At 60.7% G+C, this 20,394-nt stretch carries 22 protein-coding genes; 14 read left to right on the forward strand and 8 right to left on the reverse strand.

Translation table 11 applies throughout. From position 1 onward, the window contains the following. Positions 1-24: 24 nt before the first annotated feature. The 10 genes from BV034_RS31085 (at position 25) to BV034_RS31130 (ending at position 9,639) form a co-directional block, all read left to right on the forward strand. Positions 25-819, forward strand: a complete 795-nt coding sequence (locus BV034_RS31085) for an ABC transporter permease (protein ID WP_050030873.1) — start codon at positions 25-27, stop codon at positions 817-819. A 28-nt stretch (positions 820-847) separates the two neighbouring features. Beyond that, complete coding sequence (locus BV034_RS31090) at positions 848-1,618, forward strand: ABC transporter ATP-binding protein (RefSeq protein ID WP_050030834.1); 771 nt, start codon at positions 848-850, stop codon at positions 1,616-1,618. Positions 1,619-1,691: 73 nt separating this feature from the next. After that, positions 1,692-2,768 (forward strand): MlaD family protein, encoded by a 1,077-nt coding sequence (locus tag BV034_RS31095; protein WP_050030835.1) that lies wholly within the window; start codon positions 1,692-1,694, stop codon positions 2,766-2,768. Positions 2,769-2,955: 187 nt separating this feature from the next. Beyond that, complete coding sequence (locus BV034_RS31100) at positions 2,956-4,017, forward strand: PIN domain-containing protein (protein ID WP_050030836.1); 1,062 nt, start codon at positions 2,956-2,958, stop codon at positions 4,015-4,017. Positions 4,018-4,035: 18 nt separating this feature from the next. Continuing rightward, positions 4,036-4,899: a DKNYY domain-containing protein gene (locus tag BV034_RS31105; RefSeq protein ID WP_050030837.1), complete on the forward strand. Its 864-nt coding sequence runs from the start codon at positions 4,036-4,038 to the stop codon at positions 4,897-4,899. Positions 4,900-4,958: 59 nt separating this feature from the next. Continuing rightward, positions 4,959-5,531, forward strand: coding sequence for a redoxin family protein (locus BV034_RS31110; RefSeq protein ID WP_265593670.1), 573 nt, complete (start codon positions 4,959-4,961; stop codon positions 5,529-5,531). Positions 5,532-5,620: 89 nt separating this feature from the next. Then, positions 5,621-6,499 carry a glycerophosphodiester phosphodiesterase family protein gene (locus BV034_RS31115; protein WP_050030839.1) on the forward strand — a complete coding sequence of 293 codons (879 nt, stop codon included), beginning with the start codon at positions 5,621-5,623 and terminating at the stop codon, positions 6,497-6,499. Between the two features lie 145 nt (positions 6,500-6,644). Next, positions 6,645-7,916 carry an NAD(P)/FAD-dependent oxidoreductase gene (locus tag BV034_RS31120; RefSeq protein ID WP_050030840.1) on the forward strand — a complete coding sequence of 424 codons (1,272 nt, stop codon included), beginning with the start codon at positions 6,645-6,647 and terminating at the stop codon, positions 7,914-7,916. A gap of 9 nt (positions 7,917-7,925) precedes the next feature. Next, positions 7,926-8,975: an FAD-dependent oxidoreductase gene (locus BV034_RS31125; RefSeq protein ID WP_050030841.1), complete on the forward strand. Its 1,050-nt coding sequence runs from the start codon at positions 7,926-7,928 to the stop codon at positions 8,973-8,975. A gap of 43 nt (positions 8,976-9,018) precedes the next feature. Further along, the gene (locus BV034_RS31130; protein ID WP_050030842.1) at positions 9,019-9,639 is read left to right on the forward strand and encodes a class I SAM-dependent methyltransferase; all 621 of its coding nucleotides are present in this window, start codon (positions 9,019-9,021) and stop codon (positions 9,637-9,639) included. Positions 9,640-9,713: 74 nt separating this feature from the next. On the opposite strand, the gene BV034_RS31135 is transcribed toward BV034_RS31130, so the two are convergent. The 3 genes from BV034_RS31135 to BV034_RS31145 all read right to left on the reverse strand — a co-directional run bounded on the left by BV034_RS31135 (position 9,714) and on the right by BV034_RS31145 (position 11,929). Then, positions 9,714-10,316 carry an NUDIX hydrolase N-terminal domain-containing protein gene (locus tag BV034_RS31135; protein ID WP_050030843.1) on the reverse strand — a complete coding sequence of 201 codons (603 nt, stop codon included), beginning with the start codon at positions 10,314-10,316 and terminating at the stop codon, positions 9,714-9,716. Positions 10,317-10,481: 165 nt separating this feature from the next. Beyond that, positions 10,482-10,919 carry a hypothetical protein gene (locus tag BV034_RS31140; protein ID WP_050030844.1) on the reverse strand — a complete coding sequence of 146 codons (438 nt, stop codon included), beginning with the start codon at positions 10,917-10,919 and terminating at the stop codon, positions 10,482-10,484. Between the two features lie 146 nt (positions 10,920-11,065). Continuing rightward, positions 11,066-11,929, reverse strand: a complete 864-nt coding sequence (locus tag BV034_RS31145; protein WP_050030845.1) for a helix-turn-helix domain-containing protein — start codon at positions 11,927-11,929, stop codon at positions 11,066-11,068. Between the two features lie 125 nt (positions 11,930-12,054). On the opposite strand from BV034_RS31145, the gene BV034_RS31150 reads away from it, so the two are divergent. After that, positions 12,055-13,500, forward strand: coding sequence for a hypothetical protein (locus tag BV034_RS31150; protein ID WP_050030846.1), 1,446 nt, complete (start codon positions 12,055-12,057; stop codon positions 13,498-13,500). A 123-nt stretch (positions 13,501-13,623) separates the two neighbouring features. Here BV034_RS31150 and BV034_RS31155 read toward each other — a convergent pair whose 3' ends face one another. Further along, complete coding sequence (locus BV034_RS31155) at positions 13,624-14,541, reverse strand: hypothetical protein (protein WP_050030847.1); 918 nt, start codon at positions 14,539-14,541, stop codon at positions 13,624-13,626. Positions 14,542-14,596: 55 nt separating this feature from the next. Then, entirely contained in the window at positions 14,597-15,046 is a 450-nt protein-coding gene (locus BV034_RS31160; RefSeq protein WP_265593671.1) for a hypothetical protein, read from the reverse strand. Between the two features lie 149 nt (positions 15,047-15,195). On the opposite strand from BV034_RS31160, the gene BV034_RS31165 reads away from it, so the two are divergent. Together BV034_RS31165 and BV034_RS31170 are read left to right on the forward strand one after the other, a co-directional pair. Further along, complete coding sequence (locus tag BV034_RS31165; RefSeq protein WP_265593672.1) at positions 15,196-15,723, forward strand: thermonuclease family protein; 528 nt, start codon at positions 15,196-15,198, stop codon at positions 15,721-15,723. Further along, on the forward strand, positions 15,716-17,410 hold the full coding sequence (locus tag BV034_RS31170) for a right-handed parallel beta-helix repeat-containing protein (protein WP_265593673.1): 1,695 nt from the start codon (positions 15,716-15,718) through the stop codon (positions 17,408-17,410). The genes BV034_RS31165 and BV034_RS31170 overlap by 8 nt, the downstream gene beginning before the upstream one ends. An 8-nt stretch (positions 17,411-17,418) precedes the next feature. Here the strand turns inward: BV034_RS31170 and BV034_RS31175 are convergent, their stop codons facing one another. The 3 genes from BV034_RS31175 to BV034_RS31185 all read right to left on the reverse strand — a co-directional run bounded on the left by BV034_RS31175 (position 17,419) and on the right by BV034_RS31185 (position 19,278). Next, positions 17,419-18,435, reverse strand: a complete 1,017-nt coding sequence (locus BV034_RS31175; RefSeq protein ID WP_050030850.1) for a hypothetical protein — start codon at positions 18,433-18,435, stop codon at positions 17,419-17,421. Between the two features lie 85 nt (positions 18,436-18,520). Beyond that, positions 18,521-18,811, reverse strand: a complete 291-nt coding sequence (locus BV034_RS31180) for a hypothetical protein (protein ID WP_265593674.1) — start codon at positions 18,809-18,811, stop codon at positions 18,521-18,523. A 65-nt stretch (positions 18,812-18,876) separates the two neighbouring features. Further along, positions 18,877-19,278, reverse strand: a complete 402-nt coding sequence (locus tag BV034_RS31185) for a hypothetical protein (RefSeq protein WP_050030852.1) — start codon at positions 19,276-19,278, stop codon at positions 18,877-18,879. Positions 19,279-19,401: 123 nt separating this feature from the next. On the opposite strand from BV034_RS31185, the gene BV034_RS31190 reads away from it, so the two are divergent. Further along, positions 19,402-20,214 (forward strand): DUF2334 domain-containing protein, encoded by an 813-nt coding sequence (locus BV034_RS31190; protein ID WP_050030853.1) that lies wholly within the window; start codon positions 19,402-19,404, stop codon positions 20,212-20,214. Positions 20,215-20,394: the final 180 nt, after the last annotated feature.

A 20,394-nucleotide genomic window follows, 5' to 3' on the forward strand; every position in this document is an offset into this window, starting at 1 on the left:
CGGTGCATGGTGCGAACCTGTCTCATGGACCTCCTTTGCCTACCCGGACGTCTCTTCCTCAACTTCCTGATCTATATGGGTCAGCTTGCCGCACTTCTGCGGGAGTTGGGCTTTGCCATCAAGTCTGGGGTCTGGCGAATGCGGCTGGTCGCCCAGCAGATCGTCTCCATCGGCTACGGCTCCCAGGTGGTGGTGATCGTGACCGGAGCCTTCACCGGCGCGGTGTTCACGGCTCAGACCTACTTTAAGTTCAAAGACTTCGGGGTGGAAACCGGAGTCGGGGCCATCGTCTCAGTGGCCATGTGCCGTGAGCTCGGCCCCGTGCTGGCAGGACTGATGGTGACTGGGCGCGTGGGTGCGGCAATGGCGGCGGAGATTGGCACCATGAAGGTGACCGAGCAGATCGATGCCCTGCGGGCCCTCGGGGTGCATCCGGTGGATTACCTGATGCTGCCGCGGTTCTTCGCCATGCTGATCAGCATGCCGCTCCTCATCGCTGAGAGCATCACCTTCGGTCTGGCCGCCTCATACTGCGTCGTGGTGTTCGGCTTCGGCGTGCCCAGTGCCTGGTTTTGGCAGCATGTGGTAGAGCACACGAATGAGCAGGACATCATCTATGGCATGATCAAGGGCCTGATTTTCGGCATCCTGATCACGGTCATCTCCTGTCATCAGGGGCTCATGGCGAGCGACGGTGCAGTAGGTGTGGGCATCGGCACGACGCGTGCGGTCGTTTACTCCTCATTGGCCCTGCTCATCTGCAACTTCTTCCTCTCCATCCTTCTGAACTACTTCTTCCCGCTCGGCACTGCGATGTAAGCAAGCGCCTTCTTTCCACAGCCGCCCCATGGCCCAACCTCCCCCTAGCTCCAGCACCCCCTTCATCTCCGTTCGCGGCCTGACTCGCAAGATCGGCTGGCAGGAGATCCTGCGTGGGCTGGACCTGGATGTCCAGAAAGGGGAGACCTTGATGCTCATCGGCCCCAGCGGCGAGGGGAAGAGCGTGCTGCTGAAACACCTGATCGGGCTGATGAAACCCGACAGCGGGACCATTGTCGTGAACGGGACGAACATGACGGGCCTGAGGGAGCGTCAGATGGCCCCCATTCGCAAACAGATCGGCATCCTTTTCCAGAACGCCGCCCTCTTCGACAGCCTCACGGTGGAGCAGAATGTAGGCTTCCCCCTGGTGGAAGGCGGCATCCGTGATCGCAAAGAGATCGAGCAGCGAGTGCACGAGGCCCTGGAAGTCGTAGAGCTGGCCCAGCACAAGGACAAGATGCCCGTGAACCTCTCCGGCGGCATGCGCAAACGGGTGGGCATCGCCCGGGCCATCGTCCCCCGACCGCAATGCGTGCTGTATGATGAGCCCACGGCCGGCCTGGATCCGATCGTCTCGGACGTGATCGACCAGATGATCCTGCGCCTCCAGAAGCGCTATGGCGTGACCTCCATCGTGGTGACTCACGACATGAAGAGCGTCTTCAAGATCGCCGACCGTGTCGCGATGTTGAAGCGCGGGGTGATTCACTTCCTCGGAACACCTGAGGAACTGCGCAACTCTCCGGATCCCGAAGTTCAAGACTTCATCGAGGGCCGCTCCGGAGTGAAGGGCTGACCCCTCCGCCACCTGTCCAGCCCAACAACCTCCCCTTTCCTCCTTTCCCCGACCCACCTGCCTTTGCCCCACCATGGAAGAACGCGATAGAAAATCTGAATTGCTCGTCGGGCTGTTCCTGTTCGTCGGCCTGCTGTTGCTGGCCTATCTCATCCTACAGTTTGGCAGTGTGCGTGAGCTCTTCAAGCCCACCTACCCGCTGACGGTGGAGCTGGCCGATGGCACAGGCATCCGGGAAGCCACGCCGGTGATGCTGGGAGGCTCCCGCGTGGGCAAGGTGACGCAGAAGCCCACTCTCAATGCCGCCCAGAACGGGGTGATCATCTCCCTGCAGGTGTACCAGGACACAAGGATTGGCTCGGACGCCAAGTTCGGCATTGGCACCTCCGGCCTGCTGGGTGACTCGTTCATCGAGATCAAGCCGAGCGGGAAGGAGCCCGCGAGCTTCATCGAACCCGGGGCCCACATCAAAGGGGAGGTTTCCGCCGGACTCGCCGGCCTTCAGAACTCCGCCGAACAGATCGCGAACAAGGTGGATGTGGCCATTGAGGACATCCGGCTTGCCGTGGCCGACCTGAGGACCTCGCTGAAGCGCGTCAATGAGGGCGCGCTCTCCGAGAAAGGGATGTCGGACGTGAAGGACTCATTCGCTAAGTTCAACAACATCGTGACCCGCCTGGATGAGAAGACGTTGAACGAAGAGACCAGCCAGAATGTGAAAGACGCGGTGCACAGCTTCAAGGAAGCGGCAAAAGCCCTGGAAGATGCCGTGAAGAAGCTCCAGCCCGCCTTTGCGAAACTGGATGGTGTGGTCACCAAGATCGACGGAGTGGTCACGAAGGCGGATACCGTGATGGGCAGTGCCGATGGGGCTATGAAGTCCATCGACGAAAGTGCCGACGCCATTGGCAAAGTCGCCACGGATCTCCGCCGGGGCGAAGGCCTGTTGCCAGCTTTGATCAATGATTCAGCGCTCAAGACCGACTTCAAAAACCTGATCGCCAACATGCGCCAGCGCGGCATCTTGTTCTACAAGGACAAGTCCCCTCCCGCTGTCGCTCCGCCCATGGCACCAGCAACACCCCCCACTCAAAAGTCCCGCTCAGGCTCATCGCGCCCCAATCCGCCACTGGGCGGCCGGGGTCGATAGGGGCAAAACGGGTTGCGAGGGCCGGTGATCAGTCATGCGTTGTTTGTTATCTGGGGTAATGCGGTTGGCGAAATTGCATTTGCATTTCGAATAACAAATAACGAATAACCGCTGTCACCCTCCCATTCTCTTGCGCCAGCGGCAGGGTGGACGAAGATTGCTCCACCTCTTTCCCTTTTCTCCCTGGATGCCTGTCCCTTGGTCCATCCGGCTTGTCCGGACCCTGTTTCTTACGGTAGCGGTGCTCATCGGCGCCACCATCGCACTGGGCTTTCAGCAGCCCGCCTGGCTTGGTATTGTATGTGGGCTCATCGCAGGCGGGTTCTTTGTGCTGGTGGATTCCCTGCTGGCCCAGTTCAGCTTTCGGGAGTTCTCGTTCAGTGTCTTCGGCCTGCTGGTGGGCATGTTCTGCGCCTTCTTGATCACCAAGATCGGCCTCTTTGACCTGCCGTGGTTCCGCAACCTCGATGCTTCAACGGACCCCTTCCGGAGTATCGACTCCATCCGCAGCATCGTGGAAATCTGCCTCTACAGTGTCTTCGGATTCCTGGGCATGAGCCTGGCCCTCCGCAGTGACCGGGACCAGTTCTCCTTCATCATTCCCTACGTCCGCTTCCGCCGCGACGCCTCAGAGGGCGAGCCGATGCTGCTGGACAGCAACGTCATCATCGACGGGCGCATCCCCAAGGTCTTCGCCACCGGCTTCCTCAGCGGGCGCTTCGTGATTCCCCGTTTTGTGTTGGATGAACTGCAGCGCCTGGCCGACTCCCGCGAACCGCTCAAGAGTGCACGAGGAAAGCGTGGGCTGGACTGCGTGCAGGTCATGCGTGAGGTGCACGGCATCGAACTCACGATCCACGAAGACCCGCTTCACGAAAGCCAGCCAGTGGACACCCGGTTGGTCACCCTGGCCCGCGAGCTGAATGCCCGTCTCCTCACCAACGACGTGAATCTGGGCAAGGTGGCCTCCGTCCGGAGCGTGACCGTGCTGAACTTCAACGACCTCGCTCGCGCCCTGCAGCCGGAAGTCGCCACAGGAGATGAGTTTGACCTCAGCCTCGTCAAACCAGGCAAGGACAAGCATCAGGCGGTGGGTTATCTGCCCGATGGGGCCATGATCGTGGTCAACCACGCCTCCCAGTTCCTTGGGGAGACAGTGCCCATCGTGGTAAGCGGCACCCTTCAGACCTCCGCCGGCAGGCTGATCTTTGCAGAGCTTCGATCCGCTGATACCCCAGCGGAACGTTGATCGATCCCTGATCGCCCCATGCACTCCCTTCGATGCTACTGGTTCCGTGGCCTGACGTTGGCGGTGCTACTGGCCCTGACGCAGTGTAACAAGGAAAAACCTCCCGGGGCGCTGGATCGCTCCGGCTACCATGTGCGCGGCAGCAAGGTTTACTTCCTGCCCAACTGGACCAGTCGCGCTTGGGAAATCGACGGAGTGGATCGCGCCACCTTTGAATTCCCCCTGCCCAAAGGCACTGATGCCGACTATGCGAAAGACAAGCAATCCGTGTATTGGCGGGGAAACAAGGTGGACGGGGTGGATCCCAAGACCTTTGAGATCCTGGACTCCGGCTATGTACGCGATGCCCGAAATGTGTATCGCAGCGGGACCCTGATCTGCGATGACGCCGCCCACTTCGAGATGGTGAGCGGAAACTTCATCAAGAATAGCCACACGGTTTATCAGCTCTATCCGGCCACCACGCCGGTATCCGATGACCCCGCCAACTTTCGCGAGATCGCCGCCCAGGATGGCTACAGCTTTTGCGCGGACCTTCGCCATGTGTATGTGAATGGCAACGCCATCCCGGGGGCTGATCCGGCGACTTTTCGCATCTTGCGCGGCGGCTACACCCGGGATGCGGGGCAAAGCTATTACTTTGACAAGCCCATGCCGGAGGGGACGAAGATCGACTCTTTGGAGATGCTGGAGGGCGCCTATGCGAAGGATGCTGCCCGCGTCTATCATCTGGGCCATGTGGTCGAGGGGGCAGATCCGGCAACGTTCGTCGTCACTGATGACAAGTTCCAACGGGCCAAAGATGCCCGTCAGGAATACGAGCAGGGCAAACGCAAACCGAAGCCCGAATCCTCTGATCAGCCATCTCCAGGAGGCCAATAGGGCGCCGATTTCTGGTACATCGCAGCAGGGCGCACCGTATGAATAGCCGCCTCCCCACCATGAAAGCCCTCCTGAGTGCCCTCTTCTGCCTTTTCCTCCCGGTCAGCCTCAGCCTTGCCCAGGACAAGCCGCTTGAGCTTGCCGATGTGGAAGGCAATTCCCACCAGCCACTGAAGGTGGAGCAAGGGAAGAAAGCCGTGGTGCTGCTCTTTGTTTCTCCCTATTGCCCGACTGCCGGAAAGTTTCTGCCCGAGTTCAACCGCATCGCTGCGGAGCAAGCCCAGTCCTTTTCCTTCTATCTGGTGCACTCCGATCCGGAGACCAAAGTGACTGATGCCTACAAGCAGGCGGTGCTGAGCGAGGTGAAGTCCACGGTGCTGATCGACAAGGACCAGGCCCTCGCGAAGAAGCTGAAGGCCCGCATCACCCCGGAGTGCGTGGTGCTGAACCCTGCGGGCGAGGTGGTCTATCAGGGGCGCATGAACGATCTCTACCTGGCCCCAACCAAACGCCAGCGTCAGGCCACCACCAAGGAACTCAGCGATGCGCTGGAAGCTATTGCCGCTGGCAAACCAGTGGCCACTCCGCAGACGGAGGCGGTAGGCTGCAAGATCGGCGGACTGGCTCCATGAGGAGAATGTCACTTTGAGACAAGCAGAAGACGCTTGCCCCGCCGGCTGGCTCTGCCTCATGCTGATCGTTCATCCTGAACCCCTTCCTCATGCGCCCTTTCAGCCTGATCCTTCCCTTGCTCTGTCTTTTGACCCCTGTGGTTGCCAGTGCAGAAGCCCCGCCTCCCTTCATCGTCCAGAGCCATCGTGGCGCCGGCGTACTGGCTCCGGAAAACACGTTGGAGGCCTTCGAACTGGGCTGGAAGCTCGGCACCATCCCTGAGGCGGATTTGCGCACCACAACTGATGGGGTGTTGGTGGCGTTCCACGATGCGACCTTTGCCCGCGTGGTAAAAGACGTGAGCCCGGAACTCAAGAACAAAGGGGTGAAGGATGTGTCCTTTGGCGAGCTGTCCAAGCTCGAAGTCGGCGCGGAGATGGGAACGGGATTCCAGACCCGCAAGGTCTCCAGGATGGCTGAGATCTTTGACGTCATGCGCCCCCATCCCGAGCGCCGCCTGTACCTGGATATCAAACAGGTGAACCTCTCCCAACTGGCGGAGTTGGTGAAGGAGAAGGGCGTGGGCCCCCAGGTGATCCTGGCTTCCACCGATCTCAAAATCATTCGGGAATGGAAATCCCTCCTCCCAGACTCCTCCACCCTCCTGTGGATGGGTGGCACCGAGGAAAAGTTGCGCGAGCGCTTTGTCGAGCTGCGCCAGTCCGACTTCGCCGGAGTGACGCAGTTGCAGATCCACACCAAGCAGGTGAAGCAGCCCGAGGGCGGCAGCAGCATCCAGCCTTCCGAGGCCTTTCTCAGGGAAACCGGTCAGGAGCTCAAGGCTCGCAAGATCCTCTTCCAATCCCTGCCGTGGGGTGGCAGTGATGAGGCGGTGTACCGTCAGTTGCTGGATCTGGGAGTTCAGTCGTTTGCGACGGACCACCCAGAAGTGACGATGAAAGTGATGCGAGAGCACTGGAAGCCCTGATGGCTCTCCGCCGCAGTTTCCTGGTCACGCCGGGCCTACTTTCGACAATCTAGCGGAGACCCCGCATGCCCTGACGGCAGGGAGAGGGCGCATGCGTCGTTGCACCCATGATGTTCCTGCGTCAGAATCGCTCTTCCGATTGTCCATGAATCCATCTGAATCCTCCGAGAACCCCTGGGATGTTGTCATCATTGGCGGAGGTCCTGCGGGATCTTCTGCCGCCACCACGCTGGCCCAAGCCGGGCGCAAAGTGCTGCTGCTCGAGAAAGAGAAGTTTCCTCGTTTCCACATCGGAGAGTCACTCCTGCCCTACAACCGTGAGGTGTTTGAGCAGCTCGGGGTCTGGGACAAGATCTCCAAAGCTGGCTTCATGCGCAAGAAGGGCGCCCAGTTCCTGCTGGGGGATGGCACCCGCAAAGTCCGACTGGACTTCTCCAAAGGCTCCTTCACGGAATTCTCCGAGGCCGTGCAGGTGGAGCGCGCCAAACTCGACAACATCCTCCTCACTCATGCGCAGGAAACTGGCGCGGAAGTCCGCCAGGAATCACTGGTGCAAGAGCTTCAAGTAAACGCGGACGGAGTCGTGGTGAGGTATCGGGACAAAGAAGGCTCGTCCCACGAGGTGAAGGCCAAGTTCCTCATTGATGCCAGCGGCCTGTCCAACTTCACGGCCAACCGCGAGAACCGCCGCACCTACTACCCTGAACACAAGAAGATAGCGATCTTCAGCCACTTTGCCGGTGTGGACATGCCGCAGGGTGAAGAGTACGGCGACATCCTCGTGATCCGGCGGGAGAATTCCTGGTTCTGGATGATCCCCCTGGAAGACGACAAGGTGAGTGTGGGACTGGTGATGGACCGGGGCGACTTCCAGGCGCTGGGCCAGGAGCCCAAGCAAGTCTTCGAAGACGCGGTGCGCAACACCGCCGCCGTGCAGCAGCGCTTCACGAAGGTGGCACCGCCCGCTTCCGTGCATGTCGCAACAGACTTCTCCTATCGCAACAACAGCCTCGTGTCGGATCGCGTCATTCGCGCCGGCGATGCCTCCGGCTTTATCGATCCCGTCTTCTCCAGCGGCGTGCTCCTGGCCACCACCAGCGGACGTCAGGCGGGGCTGGTGGCAGATGAAGCCATCACCCTGGGCAAGACTCTGACTCCGGCCATGCAGGCGTATGAGAGCGACACCCGCGCCCGCATCGGACAGTACTGGCAGTTCATTGAGAAGTTCTACACCAAGCACTTCGCCCAGTTGTTCTTCCAGCCGTCCAACCGGTTCAAGATGATGTGCTCGATCAATGCCGTGCTGGCGGGCTGCACCCAGCTGCCTCTGCATGTGCGCCTGCGGTTGAAGCTCTTCTTCGGCCTGGTATGGCTGCAGAAGAAATTCTCCTTCGCCGAGGAAATTACCATCAAGTAGCCACCGGGAGTGAGTGATCTGCGCCCCGTTCTCATCGCCGGCCAGGGGCTGGCGGGCACGGCTGTGGCCTGGCGTCTCTGGGAGCGGCAGGTGCCCTTCCTCATCGTGGATCCGCAGGCGGAGCAGACGAGTTCCAAGGTGGCAGCCGGCCTGGTGACGCCCATCACCGGCATGCGGCTGAACCTGAGCTGGCGAATGGCCACCCTGGCTCCGGAGGCGGTCGGGTTCTATGAAAACATTGAGACCCGCCTTGGCCTGAAGTTCTATCATCCCGCCCCGCATGTCCGGCTGTTCAAGAACGAGCGGGAACTGAAGATCTGGGAGACACGGTCCACCGCGCCGGAACTCCAGCCGTGGCTGGAACCGGCTCCGCCAGCTCCTCTGGTGGACGAGACCAGCTTTCACGGCGAACTGGGCGGCTTCCAGCAACGCCACTCCGGCTGGCTGGACACGGCCGCGTATCTGGAGACCAGCCGCACGTTCTTTGCCGCGCAGCAACGGGTGCAGACGGGCGAGGTGGATGACCAGGATCTGGCCGTGACTGCCGAAGGGGTGACCTGGCAGGGCCTGGATTTCTCCCACGTGGTCTTCTGCCGGGGCTGGCAGGAGTCAGGCTCATCGAGATTCTTCCCGTGGCTCGAGTTCGATGCCGCCCGCGGAGTAATCGCAACCCTGCGTACCGACGTGGTGGAACACCGCATCCTCAATCGCGGTGCCTGGATGCTGCGACGCCCGGATGGAGCCTGGCGGGCAGGGTCAACGTATGAGTTTGATTTCAACCGTCCGCTCGAGGACTCGGTGGCCGAGGTGAGGCGCAAGCTGGAGGGCCTGCTAAAGGCTCCCTATGAAATAACAGCCGCCCAGGCCGGCGTGCGCCCCATCATCAAACGCCTCCCTGCCGTGGTGGGACGCCACCCTTCCCATGAACGCGTCTGCGTGCTCAATGGGCTGGGGTCCAAAGGGGTGCTGCGTTCGCCCACCATGGCCCGGCTGCTGGTGGAGCATCTGCTGGATGGCAGCGAACTGGACGCGGAAGTGGATGTGCGCAGTCATCCCTGACAGGTTGACACCGCCCGCCACTGTGTGTCCCATGAGGACGTCCATGGCCAACGTCCAACGTCCCCACTCCACTCCCCTGCTCACCGCCGTGCGCTGGGTGCATGCGATCCTGGAAACACGTCTGCTGCCGGGCGATCTGGTGGTGGATGCGACAGCGGGCAATGGCCATGACACGCTCTTCCTCGCGCAACGGGTGCTGCCAGAGGGACAGGTCTTTGCCTTCGATATTCAGGCTGACGCGATCCAGCAGACGGAAATCCGGCTGCGGGAAGCTGGCGTGGACATGAGTCGCGTCGCCCTGCATGTGGCCGGTCACGAGACTCTGACTGCCGCCCTCCCGACCGAGGTGCATCAGAGGTTGCGGCTTTGCATGTTCAACCTCGGCTACCTGCCCGGAGGCGACAAGGCCCGCATCACCCTGGTGGAGACCACACTCTCCGCCATTCAGCAGGCGATGGATCTGCTGGCGGAAGACGGTCTGCTCACCGTGGTGGTGTATCCCGGCCACGATGGGGGCATGCAGGAAGCAGGGCGCGTCACGGCCTTGCTGGAGGCAGCATCGCCGGACACCTGGGAGGTGCAGCGCATCGGCTATTTGAACTTCCGCCCCACCACGCCCTTCTGCCTGGTGGCACGCCGCCGCACTGCGGCCCGGCCAGCGTGATTGTCTCATGCATCACAGATCGGATGAGCAGGGAGGGATTCAGGCAATAATCACGCCACGCCGGTTTCTCCTGCCTAGTTGAAATAGGCCGGTCCTCCGCCCTGGCGGTAGAATGAATAGGCCCGCTCAATGTCCTGACGCGCCGCACGGTGTGGATCCAACTCAGGAAGCGAAGCCATGTTGAAGAACTCAATCTGGCTGCTCTCCAGGTTGGGAACCGGCTTCCCGCCGATGATCTCGCAGAGGAAAAACATCTTGTAGATCGTGTTGGCGTGCCTGGGATATCCGGCGCGATCCCGATCGATGACGGAGACCAGGGCAGTGGCCTTCACCACATAGCCGGTCTCTTCCAGACACTCACGTTCCACACTTTCACCCGGGCTCTCATTCACATCGGCCCACCCGCCGGGCAAGGTCCACAAGTTGGACGCGATCTCCTTGATAAGGAGCACCTGATCCCCCTGGAAGATGGCTCCCCGCACGTCGAGTTTTGGAGTGGGATAGCCGATCTCATCGGGCCATGTGAACTGCGGTTGTCGGAGAGGAGATTGGAGGAGTTCACCCGCTATCTGTCGGAGCCGCAGAAAGCGCTCTCTATCGAAAGCATCCTTGGTGTAGGTCAGGCCAGCCTGGGCAATGGCAGCCAGTTCACGGGAGATTTCCAAAAGATCCGTCATGCCCAAGGATTAAGCACCACCCGGTGAAGGAAAGGTGAACGCTCTACGAATTCTTCGCGAATCGCGGCCACGATGACGCTGGCAAAAGGCATGGCAGCGCCATTGGGAATCCCTTCACAGGTGCGACGGAGGGCTCGCGCTCCGCCTTGGTGCGACCTGAACCTGCTACTTCCCTTTCTCTTCTTCTTCCATTTCCCGAAAGGCCTCTTCGAGTGCCTCATTCAGTTCCTCGACTGTCGCCCTGGCAAGGCCTGGGTCCACCTCTGGCTCCGGCACCGGGTTCGTCTGGGTGGCGAAGTCTCCTTTGTTGAAGGCCACAATGTTGCTCGTGGCAGGTTCGGGAGCGGCTTCCATGAGATGCTGCAAATCCACTGCGCCTTCCTCCGATGAGTCCTGGTTCACCTTGGTTTCCATGTTCAGGGTGGGGTCAAAGGATTGCAGCGCCTGCAGCCAGCCGCGTACGGAGGACAACTCCCGGTCAAAGGTGGATACGACCCTCAACCGTGCTTCCACCAAGGTGGCCTCGATCCGGGCCAGCTTTTCCTGAAGCAGGCTGTTCACCGGATGGGATAGTTGAGAGGCAATGGCCAACGAGGAGGACATGATGGAAATTATATACAATTTCCATAATTACACAATTAAAAATGACATTCCACAGCCACCGAATTGCCGCGAATGAGAGATCCCTGAACCCGCGCCCTTCACCTTTCATCGGTTAACACGCTTAAAATCAACACTTTATGCTGATATTAGTTCCGATGATGCCGTGAACGATATTGACTGGGAGACATGCGTTTGGCATCCGCAAAAACGCGATTGAAGTTGGAGAGCGACTGAAAACCGGTCAAAAACGCGATTTCGCTAACGGACTGCGCAGTCTCCACCAGTTCCTTACAAGCTCTCGCCACCCGTAGTTCGTTGATCAGGCAAGTGAGCGTTCGACCGGTCACTTTCTTGCAGTATCGGCTGAAGGCGGCATCACTCATCCCGGCCACATGGGCGATCTCCGGAAGGCTCAGCGGTTCTTCCAGGTGCGCATACAGATGATCGTACACCTTGCGCATGCGGTCAGCCGCCAGGGAGTCATTGCCAGGCAGATAGCCTACTCCTGCCAGACGTACCGCGTCACCCTCTCCTGCCACCAGAGCCTGTAAGACCTCCAGTAGCGCCAGCAGGCGGTGAGCGCCGCTGGCAGACAAGAGTGAGTCCAGCAGTGGCCGCACCAGGTGTGATGTAGCTGAATCAAAACAGAGCCCCTGGGAAGAGGTCTCCAACAGGCGTTTCCAATCCCGGCATTCAGGCAGGTCCAGAAATCCCTGCCCCAGCGAATGGGACCGCATGTGGATCACTAGGGCCTGGGCGCGTTGAGCCCGCCCGCCCGCCTCCACACTGCGCCAGTAGTGAGGAAGATTAGGCCCCAGGAGGACCAGATCACCGGCCGTGAAGGCCCCCAAGTGATCGCCCACACAGCGGTCGCCCTCCCCTTCCACAATACAGGTGAGCTCGATCTCAGGGTGAAAGTGCCAGGGGACCTCAAAGCGAGGAAGATCGTAGCGCCGCACGAGGAAAGACTCGTCCGGCCCCCACTGCACATCTTCCAGGCGGGCGCGCATAACGATTCACATTGCCAGCCATTTACCCCACAAGTCAATTCAAGCGCCATTGATTGGTCAAAATTCTGGGAGCACCGGACAAGCAGCGGGTGGCGGGAACTCGACCGTGTCGGTAGGATGGCCTCATGAAACCGGCTGCCGATTTCGCCTCCTCCTACCTCCCCTATCGCAACCTGCCGCCGCTGGCGGGCGTGACCGACTTCACCAAGGCCGTGGAGCCGGGTCTCGCGGTGGAGGCCGGGGTGGATCGGCTCAAACGCCATCATTACACGCTGAAACGGCTCATGCAGATCCTGCAGTCCCGGTTGACGGCTGAGCCGGTGTACGAACTGAAGATGACCTACAGCCTGCACTCCCATTACTGTGCGGAGCACTGCACCGCCATGCGGGAACGGGTGGCCGAGATGCGCACCCCACCTCTGGGTCTGGAGAAGGTGCCGAATGCGGCTCTGAAGACCTTCTTCGACGAGATTCAGAACGCACCCACGACGGCGGAGATGCTCACCGGCCTCTACGACCATGCCCTGCCAGCCCTGCAAAAGGCCATGCAGCGACACCGGGAGGAGACTCACCCCATGGCCGATCACCCCACCGTGCGCATCCTGAGGTTTGCCCTGCTGGAGATCGAGGAAATGACCCACTGGGGCCGGGAGGCGCTTCCCTGCCTGGTGTCTGCCGATGACAAGGCAAAGATGAAGGACTGGGAGCGCCTGCTGGAGGGGCTGCTGGCAGCGGCCGGCGGTCTGGATGGAGCCGCGACACCAGAGCCGTGCACCATTCCTCCCCTCTACAGCGACAAGCAGCTGGCCTACGACAAGACGCCGAAGCGGGACGAGCGATTCCCCGATCCCTACAACATGGGCGTGCACGCGGAAGAGTTCCTCTATGATCCCCAGTACTCTGCCCGGGACAAGACGCTCATGATGTACTACAAGCGGCTGCGTGAGATCGATGTGCCGGAGATGATGGCCAGCATCCTCACCGAGACGCCGGACAAGCCCTGGGGTTACTACCGTGACATGACGCGTCAGCTCTGGGACGAGGCGCGCCACGCCATGCTGGGCGAGATCGGCTTTGTCGCCCGTGGCATCGACTGGCCCCACCGCGTGATGGTGAACTTCACGTGGTCCCTGGGGCTGAACACCCAGCTCCAGCCGTGGGAGCGGCATGCAGTGCTTTATTTCATCGAACAGGGGCTCATGACCAAGACAGGCAAACGCTTCGAGTGGGAGGTGGGATCGGAATCTGGCGATCCACTGGCGGAGACGTTCCAGGATTTTGACTGGGCAGATGAGGTGCTCCATGCCCAGATTGGCAAGCAGTGGTATGTGAGCGCTTTTGGCGACCAGAAGCAGGCCATTGAATACGGCAGCAACTGCTGGAGCAAGGTGCTCATCGGCTGGCGTGAGTGGCAGCAACAGGGCCTGACAGAGCACCGGAACTGGTGGCCAGAGCTGTATCAGGAATACTGCGCAGTCCAGGGCGTGGTACCAGATCCCGCGGCCCTTGCCTACCACACCACGTATGAGACGTCCCGCGCGGATCTTGAGAAGCTGGCGGCGTCAGCGTGAGCAACTCCGTCCCGGAGGGACGTAGGAAAGTAGCCGGTGGTGACGGGAGCGTAGCGACCGCAACCACCGGATAACGAGTGTTGTTGAAGCATCGCGTCCCGGAGGGACGCCGGACGCGCTCGCTCACCGGCCCGCCGTCTGCGGCAACCCTTTTCCGGATTTCGACCCCAGGCCGGTCATCCATGAGATCCAGAAGGGCAGATTCACCAGGAAGATGAAGCACATGACCTGGTTCACCCGGAAGTCCAGCTTCATGATCAGCTCCACCCCAAAATGGAAGGCGATGAAACTGGTGCCGATGAACAGCGCCCAGGCACGGTTCCACAACGCCACAAACGCGAACAGTTCGAGGAAGAAACCGGCCCCAAATGCCAGCCGGGTGATGATGTGATGCTCCGCGAGCCACTGGGCGATGCCAATGACCGGCTCATACACGCCCTTGCTGGGATTGTCATAGTAGAGCTGACGATGGGTCTTCACCACGGCCTTGGCCAGGTAGTGGCTCTTGAAAAGCCAGAGCCCCTCGGTCTTGCTCAGCTTCGTGATGGCGGAGGTGACATAGACCGCCGCCACCGCGCACTGGGAAAAATAGAGCTGGTAGGAGGCCGCACTGAGCCCCGCTGCAAAGGTGAACGGACGCCCCTTCACCAGCCGCCAACCGAGCCAGAACAGCTCTGCCACAGACTGGGTGATGAGGATGAGACCTATCATGTTATTTCCATGAAACGTGAAGCCCTGGGAGTTGTGCAGCGTGTTGTACCCCAGGTGCGCCAGGGTCAGGACGACCACTCCCAGCGGATTGAGAAAGCCGGTCACATACAGCACCGCCGCCACGATCACGAGGGGGCGGAACCAGGTCATGGCCTCCGGGCCACCCAGGAACGAAAGGTCCACGAAGTAGGCGATGCCATTGGGCATCTCCTGCCGGGCAAACGGCAGCGCCTCCCAGAGGCCCCAGACGACGGCCATGGCAAAGAAGAGACGGAGGAGGAACCACTCCCTCGCACACACTGGCACTGGACTGAAGGCTTTAGACTCCATAGAACGAATCGGATCAGGTCAAAGACACGGTATTGGCAGACAACGCAGGGAGGGATCAGCCCTCGCCCAGCACCTGGGGCTCCTCCCGGAAGGTGGTTTCCTCCTGGTAGATGAGCATGTCTGTGATGCGCACCATTTCTGGCAGCGGGCGCTTCCGCTTGGTCGCCGCCTCACGGAGCTGGCGCATCGTCTCTGCGAAGGCTTCCTTGCGAATCTCCGGCGTGGCCTCCTCGGGCTCCAGCCCCTTTTTCTTGCAGGTGCGGTTGAGGCGCTCGGTGTAGATCTTTTTCACCTTGGCCGAGCTCAGGCCGGTGTGCTTCTTGATGTCCAGCGCATTCCCTGCCCCATCCGCCACGACCAGATAGTTGGAGGGGTACTCACTGGGGTCCGCATACATGGGGAAGCTGTTGAAGGGGTAGGCGTTCTTCACCCCACGACACAGCAAGGTGAGCACCACCATCACCATGATGGGATGCTTGAGAACTCGACGGATGCGCGGCCACATGCCCCTGCCGTAAGCGAGCCCCGCGGTCGCCGCAACGGGAAAGGAGAGAGGCGCAGGATCCGCCCTGAGAATGCCCGCAGGCACGCATGAGGATCGGCTTCAGCCATCAGGGAGTTGACGATTCTGTCAAACAAGGGCACGGGGCGAGAGTGCGCGTCTTCTCTTCTTCTGGCTGTTTCGCGGTCGCCATCTCGGTGGCTCTGGCGTGGTGGCTTCCGCTGACCTTGCTCCCGGCCCAGACGCCTCAGGCGGGTGCGGGTGTACGGGGAACAGTCGTACGTGTGCACGATGGCGATACGGTCACTATCCTGACACCTGACAAAACGGAAGTGAAGATCCGGCTGCTGGGAATCGACGCCCCAGAGGCCGGTCAGCCCTATGGATCTGCCGCCAAGAAGTCGCTGTCCTCCCTCGTCTTTGGGCGCGAGGCCCATCTCCACGCCACAGGTACGGACAAGTACGGCCGCACCCTGGGTCAGCTTCACGTGGGGGATCTCTGGGTGAATCATGAGCAGATCCTCCGAGGCATGGCCTGGCACTACGTGCAGTACAGTCAGGATGCCCAACTGGCTCTTGCAGAGGCGGATGCCCGGAAAGCACGTCGAGGCATCTGGCAGGACGCCAAACCCGTTCCGCCATGGCTGTGGCGGAGGCAGCCGCACAAGAAGAATGGCTGATGAGCCAGGGCTGCGGGTGACGTATTGCTCCCCCATGCAGTCACCACAGCTCCGCCAGCTCACCACTCATCCCGTTCTCCCCTTGGGTTTGCTCTTGAGCCTGGCCAGCCTGACGCTGCAGGCGGCGGAGATCTCCGTGAAACCGGACGCGACTGGCACCCCACAACTGCTCAAGGCGGCGCTGGCTTCAGCAGCGGAAGGGGATGTCCTGATGTTGAAGCCCGGGATCTACCGGGAGACGCTGGTGATTGACAAGCGCATCACGATCAAAGGCGGACCTGGGGTAATTCTGGAGGGGACGGTGCCTCTGGTGGCCGACTGGCAGCCAGCCGGGGCGGAGTTGCCTGGAGTGCTGACTGCCCCCCTCTCCACCCAGCCGGCTGGACTGCTGCTGGATGGCAAGTTCATCGCCGAGTTGCGTTTTGACCGGGCCCAAAAGTCGGGGGACTGGCACTGGAAAACCTTGCTGAAGAAAGGGCCCCCGCTAAGTGGGTTCAATGAAATCAAGGCACTGTGGATCTGGCATCCCAAAGAGAAGCGCGCCTACCTGCGTCTGCCGGACGGCATCTCTCCCGCCACGGCCCAGTTGACAATGGTCGCCCAGGATAAACCGCTCATTGCCGTGAAAGGGGCGGCCGGAGTGGTCATCGAGAGCCTGGAACTCATCGGCGGTGCCACCGGCATCAGCATTGGCGAAGGCGCAGACCGCACGGTGGTGAGAGGCTGCCGTATCCGCTCGTATGAAGACACTGGCATTGGCATCTCCGGCACGGCGGGTCAATGCACGGTGGAGCAATGTGAAATCACCCGCGGGGCGATGGAGGAGTGGGCTCCCAGTATGGAGCACAACCGCGCCAACTATGAGATCTGGCGCATTCACAAAGATGTAGGCAAATATGACCGCGTGGGTATCAACCTGTTCCGCGCCGGCGTGGGCAACCGCATCCTGAACAATCGTCTGGACCGTGTCTTCGACGGCATCTGCCTGGGCGACTACAAGGCGGAATCCCTGGATGATCCGCTGCCAGATGCAACCCATGGACAGGGCACTTTGATCGCAGGCAACGTGATCGAAAACACCCGCGACTCTGGCATCGAACTCGGGGTGGGCTGCGTGGAGGTGGAGGTGAAGGACAACACCCTGCGCCGCACACACGGCGGATTCCGCTTCAAGGCCCCACGCATTGGCCCTGTGTTCATTCACCACAACCGACTCATCGACGGCTCTCCCTTTAACTTCTGGTTCAGCATGGATTCCTCCCCCGCGGAGGGCTACATCTATCACAACACCATTGTAGGACGGAAGCCGGCTCTGGCGCTGCATGTGGAGAAGGGAAAGCGGGATTTCAGCATCCCCAAGTGGCACGTCCTCAACAACCTTTTTGCGACCAAGGAAGGTTATCTGGATGAACCTGACAAGGGGAACGCAGTGGACTTCACCAGTGCCCACAATGTGGCTCTTCGCAAAGACGCCAGCCCCTGGCCAGGAGATACCACCAAGGACAAGGGCAGCCGCTACGGCGTGCCCATCACTCTGAATGAACAAGAAACTCCGGCTCCAGACAGTGCCGCCGTGGATGCTGGCATGGACCTGAGCACCTACTGGAAAGGGAAACCCCTCCCCGGTGCGGAGAAAGGCACCTCCAAAGGAGCCGCGCCAGATGCCGGAGCGGTGGAGGTGCGATAGTCCCGCGCCTACTCCACTTTCTCTCCGGTCTCCATGAAGAGGAATTCCACGTCATCCGGCCGTGGGGCGGTGCCTTTGAGCAGGAACTGGCCCTTGGCCGTATCCCACTCGTAGTAGAGGGCTCGAACCAGCCCCGTCAGTGGCTTGAAGAGGGCCGGGGTGGCGGTTCCGCCCAGAGAGGCCCATTCCAGGGCCATGTCCGTGCCACCGTCATTGATCCAATAAGGCTGCACGAGGATGCCGTCCCCCTTGGGTGCACGATGCAGGGACCACTGCGGGTCGTGGTCCTCTTGAGCCAGCCGCTTGCGCAGCGAGCTAAAAGTCGAATCTTCATCCCAGCTCTGCCCCGCCTCGGCGAGCGCGTGTTTTCGCGCGGCATCCGCCGCCGCGATGAGCGGCTTCGTTGACTCTCCTTTGGGCAGGCAGAGGGCGGCCTCCGGCACCTGGTCCATGAACGGGCCCAGCCCCTTCACGGCCGAGAACACGACCCTTCGCCCGATGCGTCCGTATTGATAGAGCTGGAAGCTGCGCGTCTCCACATCGCCCTCGGCGTCCGACGTGCTCACGGCCACCAGAGCCAACGGGTGCGTGGGCACCTCCCCGCCGGCAGAGGGCGGGTACATCCACTTCTGCTGGCGGTCGGCAAAGGGATGAATGGACAAATGAACGTCGATCCCGCGGTCTTCATTGGATGGAGCAACGGTGCGCAGGGTGAGGACCCGGCGCTTCTCATCGAGCTCCAGCAGATGGCCTTCTTTATTTCCTGCAACTTTCAACACTACGGCGGCGTCACGCCCCAGGGCCTTGAAGGCCTCTGCCTGCGAATCCCGGGGATGGTCGAACTGCATCTCCTTCCCCGCCACGCGGTCCGCCCAGACGAGCAGTTCGGTGAACACGGTCTTCACATCTGGCACGGCCGTTTCTGCGGCACCCGCCGGGGTCAGCAAGCCACCACCCGCAAGAGCGAACAGGGCTGCCGCACACCACTGGCGGCGTGAAGAGAAGGACAAATCGAGGTGAAACATGGCAACCAAAGGTGAGATGCGGGCTGGTAGAAAAACGGGCGGCAACCTTTGCAGATCGCCGCCCGTCAGAAGGGATGCGCTCCGCTTATTTGCGGTCGGTGCGGATCACGATGGCGCTGATGTCATCCAGGATGACCACGGCATCATAGAACTCCTGGCCGGTGATGGAGGACAGGTGCAGGGCTTGGCCGCCCACCGCTTCGATTTTGCCGGAGATCTTGTCGCCGGACTTGAGGCGGATTTCCACTTTCTGACCGATCTGGCGCTCCAGCACGGTGCCGGCGACGTCGTCTTTCTTGAAGCCCACTTTGTCGTCAGCGGACACGGCAGCGGTGGCAAGGGTGGTCATAAGGGCAATAAGAGCAATGGCTTTCATGATTTTGATTTTGGCGGGTGTGAATGGGATTACTGATTCAATGGGTGTTTGGGGGAAATCTTGCTTTACTGGATTTCAAACTGGATGGTCGCCGTGGCCTCACCCGCAGTGATGCTGAGCAGGTATTTGCCCGCTGGCAACTTCTGTTTGTCCATGGTTTGGTCAAGTGAACCCTTGTCTGTGCCCTGGAGGAGGATGATGGCAGGCTGGGCCGTTTCATCCGTGGTGCCGTCAGCCTTCAGTTTGTGCACGTTGATGATGGTCATGTCCGCCTTGGCGGCAACGCTGAGCGGGGCGTTGGCAGCCACGGGTTTCTCCAATTTGGCAAAAGGTTCACCGGCCTTGTAGGTGGCGGCCTGGCCGCCCACGTTCACGGCGAAGGGAAGGGAGCCTTCAGCGTGCAGGGAAGACAAACCGGTGAAGGTGGTCAGAAGGCCCAGGAGAGCTGCGAATTTGAACTTTTTCATATCTACAGAGTGTATGTGGGGCTCGCGGAGTTTGTGACAACTGTTCCCCACTCAATCACCCGGAAGAGGGGGTAGAACGTTTTGACCTTGAAAGATCGCGGGGAATTTCGTCGCATAGGGCTCATGCTTCTTCGCCCTCTCTCCGCCGCCCTTCTCCTCTTGGCCACGCTGGGCATTTCCCGGCCAGTCTCTGCCGCCGAACCCGCCGCCCGCCAGCGCCTCGCCATCGTCAAGGCGGACGACGTGAAGGGTGTGAACGGCAAGTGGGACCGCTTCATCACCCTGTCCCAGGAGCGAGATATTGTCGTCTCTTTGGGCATCATCACCGAGTCGCTGGCCACACAGGACCCAAAATACGTGGCCTGGATCAAAAAGTGGGCGGACTCCGGCAAGGTGGAGTTCTGGAACCACGGCTGGGATCACAAGAGCTGGACCGATGCAGCGGGCAAGAAGCTCTCCGAGTTTGGCGGCTCCGGACTGGAGCACCAGAAAGATCATTTACTGAAGGCGCAGGCCGCATTCAAAACCGCCACGGGCAGTCCCTACACGATCTTTGGCAGCCCCTACAACGCCATGGACGGCGACACCGCGCGGGCGCTCAACGAGATTCCTGAACTCAAGCTGATCTACTGCTATCCCGGATCGGTGGTGAACGCCCAGCTTAAGGGCAAGGTGCTGCTGCCCATGAGCCTGCGCGGCGAACATGACGGCACCAGCAAGCCAAACTTCCCCAAGTTCAAGGAAGACTACCAGAAGAAGGACGGCCCTGCCCTCAACCTCGCCGCCATCCAGTTCCATCCGCTGGGCTTCAGCGAGGAAGGGTTCAAGCACTACACAGACATCCTGGACTTTCTGAAGGCCGAAGGCTGGACCTTCATCCTGCCAACGAAATACCTCGAACTCCAGGCGCAGGCAACTCCTGCGGCCAAGCCTTAGTGTTCAATCTGAAGGGGAATTCCCCAAGGACGTGTTCTGCAAGGTGCGTGGGCGTCAACCTGCCTCTTCAGCTATCGCCAGACCCGTCAGTTCAAGGAGGGGCCTTGGGGGGATTTTGTGGAGCGGGACGGCCCCCGCCCCTCCGCTCAGGACACAAAAGTACGAATAAGGAGGCAGAGA

The organism is Verrucomicrobium sp. BvORR034, assembly GCF_000739635.1.
GTDB lineage: Bacteria > Verrucomicrobiota > Verrucomicrobiia > Verrucomicrobiales > Verrucomicrobiaceae > Verrucomicrobium.

What these genes read in the sequence shown, in the direction of transcription:
- BV034_RS31170 (WP_265593673.1), top strand. Translation starts at nt 15,716, where the DNA reads ATGGCTGATGAGCCAGGGCTGCGGGTGACGTATTGCTCCCCCATGCAG.
- BV034_RS31180 (WP_265593674.1), bottom strand. Translation starts at nt 18,811, where the DNA reads ATGAAAGCCATTGCTCTTATTGCCCTTATGACCACCCTTGCCACCGCT.
- BV034_RS31115 (WP_050030839.1), top strand. Translation starts at nt 5,621, where the DNA reads ATGCGCCCTTTCAGCCTGATCCTTCCCTTGCTCTGTCTTTTGACCCCT.
- BV034_RS31150 (WP_050030846.1), top strand. Translation starts at nt 12,055, where the DNA reads ATGAAACCGGCTGCCGATTTCGCCTCCTCCTACCTCCCCTATCGCAAC.
- BV034_RS31135 (WP_050030843.1), bottom strand. Translation starts at nt 10,316, where the DNA reads ATGACGGATCTTTTGGAAATCTCCCGTGAACTGGCTGCCATTGCCCAG.
- BV034_RS31155 (WP_050030847.1), bottom strand. Translation starts at nt 14,541, where the DNA reads ATGGAGTCTAAAGCCTTCAGTCCAGTGCCAGTGTGTGCGAGGGAGTGG.
- BV034_RS31130 (WP_050030842.1), top strand. Translation starts at nt 9,019, where the DNA reads ATGGCCAACGTCCAACGTCCCCACTCCACTCCCCTGCTCACCGCCGTG.
- BV034_RS31185 (WP_050030852.1), bottom strand. Translation starts at nt 19,278, where the DNA reads ATGAAAAAGTTCAAATTCGCAGCTCTCCTGGGCCTTCTGACCACCTTC.
- BV034_RS31190 (WP_050030853.1), top strand. Translation starts at nt 19,402, where the DNA reads ATGCTTCTTCGCCCTCTCTCCGCCGCCCTTCTCCTCTTGGCCACGCTG.
- BV034_RS31085 (WP_050030873.1), top strand. Translation starts at nt 25, where the DNA reads ATGGACCTCCTTTGCCTACCCGGACGTCTCTTCCTCAACTTCCTGATC.
- BV034_RS31090 (WP_050030834.1), top strand. Translation starts at nt 848, where the DNA reads ATGGCCCAACCTCCCCCTAGCTCCAGCACCCCCTTCATCTCCGTTCGC.
- BV034_RS31120 (WP_050030840.1), top strand. Translation starts at nt 6,645, where the DNA reads ATGAATCCATCTGAATCCTCCGAGAACCCCTGGGATGTTGTCATCATT.
- BV034_RS31095 (WP_050030835.1), top strand. Translation starts at nt 1,692, where the DNA reads ATGGAAGAACGCGATAGAAAATCTGAATTGCTCGTCGGGCTGTTCCTG.
- BV034_RS31175 (WP_050030850.1), bottom strand. Translation starts at nt 18,435, where the DNA reads ATGTTTCACCTCGATTTGTCCTTCTCTTCACGCCGCCAGTGGTGTGCG.
- BV034_RS31105 (WP_050030837.1), top strand. Translation starts at nt 4,036, where the DNA reads ATGCACTCCCTTCGATGCTACTGGTTCCGTGGCCTGACGTTGGCGGTG.
- BV034_RS31145 (WP_050030845.1), bottom strand. Translation starts at nt 11,929, where the DNA reads ATGCGCGCCCGCCTGGAAGATGTGCAGTGGGGGCCGGACGAGTCTTTC.
- BV034_RS31160 (WP_265593671.1), bottom strand. Translation starts at nt 15,046, where the DNA reads ATGTGGCCGCGCATCCGTCGAGTTCTCAAGCATCCCATCATGGTGATG.
- BV034_RS31110 (WP_265593670.1), top strand. Translation starts at nt 4,959, where the DNA reads ATGAAAGCCCTCCTGAGTGCCCTCTTCTGCCTTTTCCTCCCGGTCAGC.
- BV034_RS31100 (WP_050030836.1), top strand. Translation starts at nt 2,956, where the DNA reads ATGCCTGTCCCTTGGTCCATCCGGCTTGTCCGGACCCTGTTTCTTACG.
- BV034_RS31140 (WP_050030844.1), bottom strand. Translation starts at nt 10,919, where the DNA reads ATGTCCTCCTCGTTGGCCATTGCCTCTCAACTATCCCATCCGGTGAAC.